At 73.8% G+C, this 12,324-nt stretch carries 8 protein-coding genes and 2 pseudogenes; 2 read left to right on the forward strand and 8 right to left on the reverse strand.

Annotation, left to right across the window (positions count from 1 at the left end; genetic code table 11):
* Positions 1-140: 140 nt before the first annotated feature.
* The 7 genes and pseudogenes from Cco03nite_RS43265 to Cco03nite_RS24280 all read right to left on the reverse strand — a co-directional run.
* Positions 141-530, reverse strand: a pseudogene (locus Cco03nite_RS43265) (ATP-binding cassette domain-containing protein); the annotation flags it as partial.
* Between the two features lie 441 nt (positions 531-971).
* Positions 972-2,651 (reverse strand): annotated as a pseudogene (locus Cco03nite_RS43270) (ABC transporter permease subunit); the annotation flags it as partial.
* Positions 2,648-3,367 carry an ABC transporter ATP-binding protein gene (locus tag Cco03nite_RS24260; RefSeq protein WP_203694492.1) on the reverse strand — a complete coding sequence of 240 codons (720 nt, stop codon included), beginning with the start codon at positions 3,365-3,367 and terminating at the stop codon, positions 2,648-2,650. The pseudogene Cco03nite_RS43270 and the gene Cco03nite_RS24260, both read right to left, overlap by 4 nt.
* Entirely contained in the window at positions 3,357-4,691 is a 1,335-nt protein-coding gene (locus tag Cco03nite_RS24265) for a type 1 periplasmic-binding domain-containing protein (protein WP_203694493.1), read from the reverse strand. The genes Cco03nite_RS24260 and Cco03nite_RS24265 overlap by 11 nt, the downstream gene beginning before the upstream one ends.
* A 3-nt stretch (positions 4,692-4,694) precedes the next feature.
* Complete coding sequence (locus Cco03nite_RS24270) at positions 4,695-5,756, reverse strand: hypothetical protein (protein ID WP_203694494.1); 1,062 nt, start codon at positions 5,754-5,756, stop codon at positions 4,695-4,697.
* 197 nt (positions 5,757-5,953) lie between these two features.
* Positions 5,954-6,898, reverse strand: coding sequence for a WxL protein peptidoglycan domain-containing protein (locus Cco03nite_RS24275; RefSeq protein WP_203694495.1), 945 nt, complete (start codon positions 6,896-6,898; stop codon positions 5,954-5,956).
* A 72-nt stretch (positions 6,899-6,970) separates the two neighbouring features.
* Entirely contained in the window at positions 6,971-8,629 is a 1,659-nt protein-coding gene (locus Cco03nite_RS24280; protein WP_203694496.1) for a WxL domain-containing protein, read from the reverse strand.
* A 212-nt stretch (positions 8,630-8,841) separates the two neighbouring features.
* Here Cco03nite_RS24280 and Cco03nite_RS24285 point away from each other — a divergent pair, with 212 nt between their 5' ends.
* On the forward strand, positions 8,842-9,531 hold the full coding sequence (locus Cco03nite_RS24285) for a hypothetical protein (protein WP_203694497.1): 690 nt from the start codon (positions 8,842-8,844) through the stop codon (positions 9,529-9,531).
* A gap of 233 nt (positions 9,532-9,764) precedes the next feature.
* Positions 9,765-11,351, forward strand: a complete 1,587-nt coding sequence (locus tag Cco03nite_RS24290; protein WP_203694498.1) for an SDR family oxidoreductase — start codon at positions 9,765-9,767, stop codon at positions 11,349-11,351.
* Between the two features lie 80 nt (positions 11,352-11,431).
* Here the strand turns inward: Cco03nite_RS24290 and Cco03nite_RS24295 are convergent.
* On the reverse strand, positions 11,432-12,324 hold an 893-nt coding region (locus Cco03nite_RS24295; RefSeq protein WP_203694499.1), incomplete at its 5' end, for a proprotein convertase P-domain-containing protein.

Consider the following 12,324-nt stretch of genomic DNA (forward strand, 5'->3'; position numbering starts at 1 on the left):
AGCAGCGCCACGCCGAGCTCGCGGTTGACCCGGGCGAGCAGGTCGGCCAGGGCCACCCCGTCGGCCTGGGACACGCCCGACGACGGCTCGTCGAGCAGCAGCAGGGACGGCTCCAGCGCCAGCAGGCAGGCCAGCTCGGCGGTGCGGCGGGTGCCGGTGGACAGCTCGCCCACCTGGCGGTCGGCGTACGCGGCGAGGCCGAACAGGTCGAGCAGGTTGTCGGCGAGCGCCTCCTGCCGCCGTTGCGGGCCGTGGCCGCCGAGGGCGGCGGTCAGCAGGCCGGTGGGTGCGTGGCGCTCGCCCGCGACCAGCAGGGATTCCCGCACCGTCAGGATAGGGAACAGCCGCGCGTCCTGGAACGAGCGCACCAGGCCCAGCCCGGCCCGGCGCTGCGGGCTCAGCCCGGTCACGTCCCGCCCGGCGAAGGCGACCTGCCCCTGGTCAGGCCGGGTGAACCCGGCCAGGATCTCGAACAGCGTCGTCTTGCCCGCACCGTTCGGGCCGATGATGCCGACGACCTCGCCGGGCCCGACCGCCAGGTCGACGCCGCCGACGGCCTGCACCCCGCCGAACGCCCGCGCCACCCCGCGCGCCTCCAGCAGCGGCCCTGGCCCCGCCACCAGCGGCGACGTCCGTCGGGGCAGCGTCACGGCCACTGTGGGAGAGCTCGGCGGCAGCGCCGAGACCACGGCGGACGGCTGCGGCAGGGCGGTCGCCGGGTGCGGATCGGCGTCGGTCCGTGGACGTCGGCGTGGCAGCGGATCCGGAGCGGGCATCGGCGGAGGGGCGGGCGGCTGAAGGTCAGCGACCGGAGCACCGAGCCGCCTCGCCTGACCAGACAGCCGGCCGACCAGGCGGGCCAGGGGTTCGCCGAGGCCGCCGGGCATCACCACGACGACGAGCAGCCAGCCGAGGGTCAGTGCGGCCTGGCCGAAGATGCCGAGTTCCACCAGGCCGGGCAGGCCGACCAGGAGCAGCGCGCCGAGGACCGAGCCGCCGAGCAGGCCGAGGCCGCCGACGACGGTCAGGGCGACCACGTCGATCCCGGCGGCGGCGGGGAAGCTGTTCACGGTGACCTGGGTCTGGCCGTGTCCGATGACGACGCCGCCGAGCCCGGCCAGCGCCCCCGCGGCGCCGTACACCTGGAGTTTGCGGCGCGGCGCGGGCACGCCCAGGGCGCGGGCCGCGTCCTCGTTGTCGCGCAGCGCCAGCACGACCCGGCCGAAGCCGCCGGAGCGCAGCCGGTGCGCCAGCCACAGCGCGAGAACCAGCATCAGCAGCGCGAACAGGTAGTAGTCCTTCGCCAGCACCAGGGCGTACCCGGTCCACACCGGTTTCGGGGCGCTGACCCCGTCGCCGAGCAGCCACGGCAGCCGGAGCAGCCACGCCTCGGCGGCCAGCGCGAACGCGAGCGTCGTCGCGGCCAGCGCGAGGCCGCGCAGGCGCAGCGCGGGCAGACCCACCAGCACCGCCGACCCGGCGGCGGCGGCGCACCCGGCCACCGCGCCGGTGAAGAAGTTGCCCGTCGTAGCGGCCACGTGCAGCGACACGGCCGCGCCGATGCCGGCGAAGGCGAACTGCCCCAGCGACAGCTCCCCGGCCAGCCCGGTGACCAGCAGCACGGACAGTCCGACGACCGCGAACCCGGCCACGGTGGTCAGCGCGGAGGCGGTCTCGTTGCTCACCAGGTACGCCGCCCCGGCAGCCGCCGGCAGTGCGAGCCCGGCCAGGGTCCGGCCCGCCCGGGACGCGGGCGCGGGAACCGCACGCGGCCAGCGCGCCTGCTCGCCGTCACGGCGGCCGAGCTGCGGCTGCACCAGCAGCGCCACCAGGATGAACAGCGCAAGGGCCAGGGACACTCCGCCGCGGCCCGCGCCCATCGACAGCAGCGCCTGCTCGCCGACGCCGACCGCGAGGCAGGCCGCGAACGCGATCGGCAGCGACGCCATGCGGGCCGCCACCGCCCCGGCGAGGCCGCGCAGCAGCAGCTCGGGCCCGAGGGTGTCGATCGACTGCGCGCCCTGGGTGGGGGTCACCAGGATCGCGGAGAACGCCGCCACGGCTCCGGCCAGCGCCCAGGCGAGCGTGGTCATGCGCGCCGCGGGGATGCCGTTGAGCTGCGCGGTGTCCGGCGCGTCCGCGCCCGCACGGACCGCCAGGCCGAACCGGGTACGCCGCAGGAACAGCGCCAGGCCGCCGAGCAGCAGCGGGGCCAGCAGCGCCATCGCCGTGAACGCGGGCCCGATCGGGGTGCGCCCGAGCGTGAACGACGGCATACCGGGCGGCTTCGGGAAGGTCAGGCCGTTCAGCCCTTGGCTGCTCACCAGCAGCGCGAGGATCAGCACGAACTGCGACAGCCCCAGCGTGGCGATCATCCCGGTGACCCCGGGCCGGCCGCGCAGGCGGCGTACGACGGCGACCTCGATCAGCGCCGAGACGCCCGCCGACACGGCCATGGCCAGGGGGAATGCCAGCCAGTACGGCACCCCTGCCCCGGTCACGAGTTGGCTGAGCACGGCCGCGCCGAAGACGCCGACCGAGCCGTGGGCGAAGTTGAGGAAGCGGCTGGACCGGTACACCAGCACCAGGCCCACCGCGAGCAGCCCGTAGGTGAGGCCGGTGAACAGGCCGAGGACGATCGGGTCGATCATGCGTGCCCGCCCAGCATCAGCGAGCGCACCAGCTCGGGCCGGTCGGCCAGGTCCTGCGGGCGGTGCTCGGCGGCGATGGCGCCGCGTTCCATGAAGCAGATCCGGTCGACCAGCGACAGCGCCACGTTCACCGACTGCTCGACGACCAGCACGGACACGCCGGTCGCGTTCAGCCGGCGCAGCATCTCCAGCAGGCCGCCGACCACGATCGGGGCCAGGCCGAGCGACAGCTCGTCGACGAGCAGCACGTGCGGGCGCTGGATCAGCGCCTTGGCGAGCACCAGCATCTGCCGCTCGCCGCCGGACAGCGTCGAGGCCGGCTGAAACGCCCGCTGCGCCAGGCGCGGGAACACGGCGAGGGCGGCGTCGACGGCTTCGCGGGCCTGGGCGGCCGGCATGGCGTACCCGTGCAGGCGCAGGTTGTCGAGCACGGTCAGCGAGCCGAACGCGGCCTGGCCGACCACGGTGGCCATGCCCAGCCGCACCCGCCGCACCGCCGAGACGCCGGTGATGTCCGCGCCGAACAGCTCGACCCGGCCCGCCGTCGGCCGGTGCAGGCCGGACAGCACCCGCAGCAGCGTGGACTTGCCGACCCCGTTGGGCCCGCACAGGCCCACCATCTCCCCGGGCGCGACCCGCAGGTCCACCCCGAACAGCACCTGCACCGGACCGTAGGAGCAGTCGATCCCGGTGGCCGAGAGCGCGTCAGCCGGCAAAACGTTTCTCCTCACCGCGATAGGTGAAACACGAGCAACCCGGGTCGTACGCGAGCACCCGGTAGCCGTCGCCGGCCGCGCGCCGGTCCCCGCCGAGCAGCCCGCGGGTGCCCGCGGCCGGGGTGAACCGGTCCCCGAGCGCGGCCGCCGCCTGGGCGAACGCGGCCGCGTTGAGGTTCGCGCCGAGGTCCTTCGCGGCGGCGTGCAGCAGCAGCGCGGCGTCGCAGTAGGTGAACGCGACGCGCGCGTTCTCCCTGGTCTTGAAGCTCTGCCCGCCCTTGGCGAAGATGTCCAGGCAGGCCCGCTCGGCGTCGCCGCCGGGGAAGGGCAGCCTGCTGTCGGGCACGTCCTGGCTCGGGTTGAAGCCGATGCCGACCATGCCGTCGAGGGCCGCGACCGGGATGGTGCCCGGGTTGTTCACGAGGAACGCCGGGTTGTCGAAACTGGACACGGCGTAGCGGGCGGTGTAGCTCTGCGCTGCGGCCGTGGTCAGGAAGAACGACGCCAGCCGGGCCCCGCCGAGGAACATCACCCGGGCGACGCCCTTGCTGCGGAAGTCGACGACGGCCTGGTTGAGCCCGGCGTTCAGGGTGCCGAGGTCGGTGGTGTCCACCCAGGACACCGTCGGCGCGACCCCGAGCCTGCGCAGCTCCGGCTCGGCGAGCCGCTCGTAGACGGCCTTGTTGACCGGGGTGTCCGCGGCGACCACGCCTACCGCGTCCGCGCCCTCGAAGAAGCCCTCGCCCTTCAGCGAGGACAGCAGCGCCGTGACGAACTCGTCGTAGCCGGGATAGCTGGCCGACCACAGGTACGGCGACAGCTTGGCGTACGTGGCGTCGTCGTTGGGGACCAGGGTCGCGTCCAGCATCAGCGTGCCGCGCGAGGCGTAGCAGGGGCGGGCGTTGGACTGGAACTGCCCGGTCAGCACCACCGCGAACGCCTTGTCGTCCTGGGTGATCTGGTTGCACAGCTTCTCCTCGGCGGCCGGGGAGTCGTTGCTGGCCTCGTACGAGCGGAACACCGCCTGCAGCCGCCGCCCGGCGATGCCGCCGTTCGCGTTGACGTGCTCTTCCAGCGCTTTGACCTGTGCGGGCAGGTCACCGGCATCGGCGGTGCGGAAGCCGAGGCTGCTGCCGGTGGTGCCGAGGTCGACACCGACGAAGACCACCTTCACGGTGCTGTCGGTGACGCCCGGCCCGGCGCCGGTCAGCGTCGCCGGCGGCTGCTGGTCGAGCGCGCCGGGCATGACGGCCGAGCAGCCGGTGAACGCCACCGCCGCCACCACCGCCGCGGCCGCGGCGCGCAGCGCCGTCGATCTGTCCACGGGTCACCCTCTTTCGCGAGTGGTCAGGTAGGCGTCGAGCGCGTCGAGGTCGACGACCGCGGCCGGCTGCCGCTGCTCGCGTTCCAGCAGGCGGCGCACCTCGTCGGGGGCGAGCTGCCCGCCCGCGAGGCGGCGCATGCGGCCCGCGCCGGGCGCGTCGTCGAAGACGAGGTACGCCCCCAGGTCGGGCACCCGCACCACGGCGGGCAGCAGCATCGGCCCGTCGGCGGCAAGCGACGGACCGGCGGCTCGGGCCCGGCGGCGGCGCACCAGCCGCAGCACCCCGAACCCGATCAGCGCCAACCCGATGACGTTGAGCAGCACCAGCCCCCACGGGTACGCCTGGTGCACCGCTTTCGCCTGCCCCAGCCCGCCCAGCTCGGCGGTCACCGGGTACGCCCCGAACGCCGCGAACGGGATGGTGACCGCGACCTCGTACGTGCGCGTCTCCCCGGGGCGCAGCTCGCCGGTCTGCGGCGTGGGCACGGCGTCTGCGCCGTTGCCGACGCGCACGGTCAGCGGAGCACCGCTCAGCGTCTGCGATCCGGCGTTGCGCACGGTGTAGACCAGGGTCCGGTGTTGCGGCCCGCCGAACCAGGCCGACACCGAACCGCCGCCGGTGAGCCGCGCCTCGACCACGTCGAGCTTCGCGAGGGTCCGCGCCGGAGTCGGCACCGGCCCGACCGGGTGGCCCGACACGTCCAGCGGAGTGTCCACGTGGCCGCTCTCACCGGTGCCGACGGCCGCCGCGTGCACCACGCACGGGCAGGGCCGAGGGGGCTCCCCGACGGTCAGCACCACGGAGAACGTGCCGTCCGGCTTCACCGCCGTGGCCAGCGCTCCGCGCATGTCGCACGACGACGAACCGCCCAGCGCCAGCTCCCCGCAGGTGACCAGCTGCACCAGCCGGCCCGCGGGCCAGTTCGCGCCGGTGACCCGCACGGTGTCGCCGGGCCGGGCCTTGGGCGCGGACAGGGTCACGCTCCACCCGTCGGCCTGCGCCGGAACCGGCACTGCCAGCACTGCGAGCACCGCCAGCAGGCCGACAGCGAGGCGACGGACCACTCGCGAACTCGCGATCCCCGGGGAGCCGGTCGGCCACGCCGACACGGCCGGTACACCGACCCGGATCTTGTGCAGTTGGTGTCGCTCCAACGACACCAACTGCACAAGATTCACGTCAGGAGGGCTCTCGCCGATCACGCGCGGCAGGACCGGACTCCGGTCACGCCCGGCAGAGCTGGGCGCCGTGACCGGGCGGCTCATGCCACGCCTCGCGGGCGCAGACGGCGGGCCTGGCGGCGACGCCGGATCAGTAGGAATGCGGCGGCAGCGATCAGTGCGAGCACACCGAGGGCGGGCAGGACGCCGGTGACCGCGGTCGTCGACGAGGTAGCCCGCACACCGCCCTCCGCGGTGGCGGTGACCGTGGTGGTGACGACGTCGACGGGCCACACGCCGCGTAGTGCCGCGCGCAGCCGGGTGCGCGCGCCGGGCACGAGGTCGAGCTGGGAGCCGGGTCCGGCCGCGGTGACGGCGTGTCCGAACAGGCCGGACGAGGTGACCGTGAGCTCCGGCACCAGATGGATGTTGCCGGTGTTGGCCAGCGTGTAGGTCAGCTCGCCGGGGTCGGCGGCCAGGTCCTCGACGGCCAGGCCGGGCACGGTCGGGCCGCTGACGCGCAGGTAGACGCGAGCCGCCACGGCGTGGGTGACGCCGACGGTCATGCCGCCCTCGGCGAGCTGCCCGCTGGGCGTGGACTCGGCGGCGACGACGCCGCCGACGTGGTCGCCGGGCGGGGCGTTGGCCGGGACGGTGATGGTGAACGGGATGTCGGTCTGCCGCTTGGCGGGCACGACGACCTCGGCCAGGCCGAGCTGCGTCCACGCGCCTACGCCCTGCTGCCGCTCGGTCTGCGGGAGCAGCCCGAACCCGCCGTCGGCGCTGGTGTTGAAGGCGTCCGCGCCGTACAGGCGCAGGGTCATCGGGCGGTCGGTCAGGTTCGCCACGCGCACCGAGTCGATGACGGTGCGGCCGGGTGGCGACTCCAGGAAGAAGTACTGCCGGGGGGCGGGGCCGGGCTTGTCCGGCGGGGTGGGCACGACCGCCCAGCGCCCGTTGCCGGCGGCGTGGGCCGGGACCGGCACGGTCACGGCGAGCAGTGCGGCGGCGAGCGCGACCGCGGCCGTACGCGACCAGATGGCCATCAGCCTCTCCCCGGGTGGTGGGATACAGGGGGCCGGTGGGGACGGATAGCGCCCGCCCCCACCGGTTCCGCGTCAGCTCAGCGTGATCGTGAGCGTGGCGGAGTAGGAACCGGCCTGCTGGTGGGCGGGCACGGTCAGGGCGAGCGCCGCGGAGGCGTCGAAGCTGCCACCGGTGCCCGCCGCGTCGGCCGGGGCCGAGCACAGCGTGGCGCCGTTGACCGGACCCGCCGTGCCCGCGGCCGCGGTGACGGCGTTGGTCGCGCCGGCGGTGCCGGTGCAGGCGGGGGTCCAGGACAGGTTCGCCTTCGGGATGGTGCCGCCCGGGGTGCCGGTGAAGTCGGTGAGCGTGCCGACCAGGCTCCAGCCGAAGGTGCTGCCGCGGTAGTCCGTCACCGTGATGACCGGCAGCGTTCCGGTGCTGGTGTGGACGGTGCCGTCGAGCGTGACGCCCGACAGCGAGATGTTCCCGCTGCCCGCCGCGCGGGCCATCGCGAGGTTGCCCGCGGTGACGGTCTGCGACAGGTTGTACGTCAGCGAGCAGGTCCCGGTGGTCGCCGCGCCGGTCTTCGCGACGCAGGCGTCGGCCGAGGCCGCCCAGTTCGCGATGGCGAAGAGAGTGCCGGGGCCCACGCCCGACGACGCGCCGAGGTAGGCGGTCGCGGGTGCGTTGACGGTGTAGGTGGTGCTGATGCCGCCGGACGCCGAGGCCGTGATGGTCACGGGTGCGTCCCCGGTCGGGTTCGGCGGCGGGGGTCCGGCCAGCGCCTGGTAGCCGCGGATGGCCACGGAGCTGCCCGGGTTCCAGTTCGTGCCGGTCACCGCGACCGAGGTGCCCGCGCCGCCGCCACCGGGGTTGATGGCGATGGTGGGCGTGCCCAGGATGGTGATCGGCGCGAGGACGGTGTTGACGCCGTCGGAGACCGCGACGCTGCGGACCCCGGTGGTGGCGCCCGCCGGCACGGCGATGGTGCCCGTCCCGGCTCCCGACCCGTCGGTGCTGCCCGTGCCGGAGCCCTCGCCCGTGCCCGCGCCCGCGCCGTCCCGGAGGGAGGCGGTGAGCGTCGCGCCGGGCGCCAGGCCCGCCACCGCGAAGGTGACGGTGTCACCGGCGCGGGCGTGCGTGGTGACGGTCTGCCCGGTCACCGCGGTCACGGTGGCCGAGCCGTCGAACACGTTGAACGCCTCGACGATGGTGCTGGCCTGGGGCGCGGCCTTGTGGTCGCGGTCCCCGGCGTTGGAGCAGTACGTCGCCGCGGTGGTGTTGGCGAACTTCACCCGCGTCACCGTGGCGGTGGCCGCGCCGGCGGTCGGTCCGGCGACGAAGGTGCCCGTCGCCGAGATCGCGCCGAGCGGCGTGTACGGATCCTTGGCCGACGTCGGGTACGGCGCCAGGTTCAGCGTGACCGTGCCCGACTGCGAGCCGCCGAGCGCCACCGTGGCGACCACCGGGACGTCGCCGGCGACCAACGGGGCGGGCCCGTTGAGCGGTCCGGCGGCGGCCGTGAGCGTGACCGTGACGGTCTGGCCCGGTGCCGGCGTGGCCGGTGACAGGGTCAGCCCGAACGTGTCGCTCCAGGTGGTCGGTGACGAGCCGGTGCCCGCGTCGCCGAAGTAGAGCCGGCAGCCCAGCGAATTCGCTGTCGGCCCGTACGCCTGTGCCGGGGCTTCGATGAGACCCAGCGCGGCGACGACAGCGATGCTGCTGGTGACGACCGCCCACTTACTTCGCATGGAACCTCCCTTCTCCTCCTTGTTTCGCTAGACGAAACAATGTTCTCGCCAGCGATACGTCAATGAAGTCAGCGGCGACCCGGCTTGTCAACCGTCCGACCGGAGATGTTTACGGACGGCCACCGGAAACCCTTGCGCCATCAGGGCAGGGAGGTTTAGCTTTCCCACTGACGAAACGGTGTTCCCATCTACGAAACACCAGGGCGGTCCAGATGATCTCTGCGTTGATGGCCTCGATCGCGGTAGGCATGCTGATCCTGGCCGGGCTGGCGGCACGCCGCCGAGCAGCCGCCGGACCGGCCGCGATCCTCGTCGCCGTGATCTGCGTGGGCCTCGCCTACGACAGCGGAGCCGTCGCCGTCGGGCGGCCGCTCGGCTTCGGCGCGGCCCTGGAAGCCGTCAACGCGCCGCGGTACTGGATCCACGCCGTGTTCACGCCGCTGCTCGTCGTCGCAGCCACAGCCCTGGCCGCCCGGCTGGGCGTGACCTGGCTTCGGCGACCGGCTGTGCGGATCGCCGGGGGTGTCCTGGTCGCGGTCCTGATCGCGCTCGGTGTCGCCGCCGACGTCTTCGCGCTGCGCCTGGAGCCGAAGGAGTACGCGGACACCCTGCGCTACGTCAACGCGGCCACCGCCGGGCCGCCGGTCCCGGCGATCGTCACGATGCTCGTCGTCGTCGTGATCGGCGCGCTGGTGTGGCGCACGGCCCGGTTCCCCTGGCTCTGCCTGGGCGGGATCGCCATGTTCGCCGCCGCCGGCGCCGGGGCCGCCCACTTCTGGCTCGGCAACGTCGGCGAGCTGCTACTGCAGTTGGCAGTCCTCGCCACGGTCCTCCGCACGACCCGCCCGGCCCCCGACCCCGCGCCCTCCCAGCCGACGCAGGAGCCACTTCCGCAAAACTGACTTCCGGCGGGTGGCCCAGGAAGGCACTGCTTCGCTGCGCGGTTACATCTTTTTTGATGTGGCCACATCAAAAAAGATGTAACCGCGCACAGGGACACATGCCCGCACCCGGCCTTGCAGGGCGTCACGCGGCGATCACGTCCGGCAAGCAGGTCGGCGGTGGCCCGGCCCGAAACGACGCAGCATCGGCCGCAACATGCCCCTGACCAGGTCGAAGTCCGTAGAATTCAGGCATGTCGCGGCAATCGGCGGGGCGGCGGGCACGGGTTCTGGTGACCGGAGCGACCGGGTACATCGGCGGGCGGCTCGCTCCACGGCTGATCGAGGCCGGTCACCACGTGCGCTGCCTGACCAGGTCGGCGGGGCGGCTGCGGGACGTGCCGTGGGCGCACGAGGCGGAGATCGCCGAGGCGGACGTGCTCGACCTGGACGCCACCCGCGACGCCCTGCGCGACATCGACGTGGCCTACTACCTGGTGCACTCGCTGGGCGCGCCGCAGTTCGAGGATGTGGACCGCCGGGCCGCGCACACCTTCGCCGAGGCCGCGCGCCAGGCCGGGGTGGGACGCATCGTCTACCTGGGCGGCCCGGAACCGAAGCACGCCCTGGACGGCACGCCGACCTCGGCGCACCTGCGCTCCCGGGACGAGGTGGCGACCCTGCTGGCCGCGTCCGGCGTGCCCACGGTGACGTTGCGGGCGGCGGTCATCATCGGCTCCGGCTCGGCCTCGTTCGAGATGCTGCGCTACCTGACCGAGCGGCTGCCGGTCATGGTCACCCCGCGCTGGGTCGGCACCCGCATCCAGCCGATCGCCGTGCGCGACGTGCTGCACTACCTGGTCGCCTGGGCGAGCGTGCCGGAGCAGGTCAGCCGCTCCTTCGACATCGGCGGCCCCGACGTGCTCACCTACCGCCAGATGATGGACCGGTATGCCCGCATCGCCGGGCTGCGCCCGCGCGTCATCGTGCCGGTCGGGGTGCTCACGCCCTGGCTCAGCTCGCAGTGGGTCAACCTGGTCACGCCGGTGCCCGGCGCGATCGCCAAACCGCTGGTCGCCAGCCTCATCCACGAGGCGGTGTGCCGCGAGCACGACATCGCGCGGTACGTGCCCGACCCGCCGGAGGGGCTCAAGGGCTTCGACGAGGCGGTCGCGCTGGCACTGGCGAAGATCCGTGACGCCGATGTGGAGACCCGCTGGTCGACGGCGACCTGGACGGGCGCGCCGGCCGAGCCGCTGCCCACCGACCCGGACTGGTCGGGCGGCAGCGTTTACATCGACCACAAGACGCGCCGGGTGCACGCGCCGCCGGACGCGCTGTGGAACGTGATCGTGCGCATCGGCGGCGAGACCGGCTGGTACTCCTCGCCCATGGCCTGGGTGCTGCGCGGCTGGTTCGACCGGCTGATCGGCGGGGTCGGGCTGCGCCGGGGGCGGCGCGACCCGGTGGAGCTCTACGTCGGGGAGGCGCTGGACTTCTGGCGTGTCGAGGAGATCGAGCACGGGCGGCTGCTGCGGCTGCGGGCGGAGATGCTGCTGCCCGGCCGGGCCTGGCTGGAGCTGCGGGTGGATCCCGACCTGCTCAGCCCTGCGCACGTGTGCCGGTACGACCAGCGGGCCGTGTTCATCCCGCACGGGCTGGCCGGGCACCTGTACTGGCAGTGCATCTCGCCGTTCCACCACTTCATCTTCGGCGGCATGGCCCGCAACATCGCCCACGCCGCGGAACGCGCCGCGTCCCCCGCCGAGCCGACGCCCCCGCCGGTCCGGGCGCTGTCGCCGACCCGGGTCCGCGCCGAAGGCTCACCGTCCGGCCCGTAGCACGCCGCGTGAACGTGCGCGGAGGCGCCACCCAGGGGTGCGGGTGGCGCCTCCGTCATTTCTTTCCGGGGAGGATCAGGTCAGAGGGTCAGCGACCATGTGTCGATACGCCCGGTGTCCAGGGAGGCGGCGTCACGGACCCGCAGGGTCCAGGTGCCGTTGGCGGCCTCCGTGGAGAGGTTGACGGTGAAGGTCTGGCTGATGTTGTCGGCGCTGCCGCCGGACCGGTTGTGCAGGTTGTACACCGATCCGTCCGGCGCAACGAGGTCCACGACCAGGTCACCCTTGTAGGTGTGGATGATGTTCACCGCGACGGCGCTGGTGGCCGACGCGTTGCGGGCGCAGCCCGAGATGGTGATGGTGCTGGTCACCGTCGTGTTGTCCGGGATGGTGACATCGGTCGGGTTGGTGCCCGTGCAGCCCGGCGCGCCGTTGACGGTCAGGCTGTAGGTGGTGGTCCGGGTCGAGCTCGCGCCCGTGCCCGTGACGGTCACCGCGTACGTGCCCGAGGGGGTCGACGAGCTGGTCGCGATGGTCAGCGTGGAGCTGCCGCCGGCCGAGGTGATCGACGTCGGGCTGAACGACGCGGTCGCGCCGCTCGGCAGGCCGCTGGCCGACAGGCTCACGGTCTGCGCGCTGCCGTTGGTCAGCGTGGCGCCGATGGTGCTGGTGACCGAGCTACCGGGGTTGACCGAGCCCGACGCCGGCGAGGCGGCGAGGGAGAAGTCGTTGCCGGTCGGGCAGGCGGTGTCGCTGCCGGCCACGTTGACCGCGGTCCAGGCGGCCTGGACGGTCTTGTACTCGACCGAGCAGGTGCCGTAGAGGTCGGTCGCGGCACGCAGGGTGTACGCGCGGGCGGTGTTGGCCGGGTTGCTGGTCAGCACGTAGCGGGTGCTGGAGGTGAAGTACACGTCCAGCGCGCGGTACCAGATCTTCTCGGCCTTGGCGCGGCCGATGCCGACGACGGCCGGAG

This window comes from Catellatospora coxensis (assembly GCF_016862635.1).
Lineage (GTDB): Bacteria > Actinomycetota > Actinomycetes > Mycobacteriales > Micromonosporaceae > Catellatospora > Catellatospora coxensis.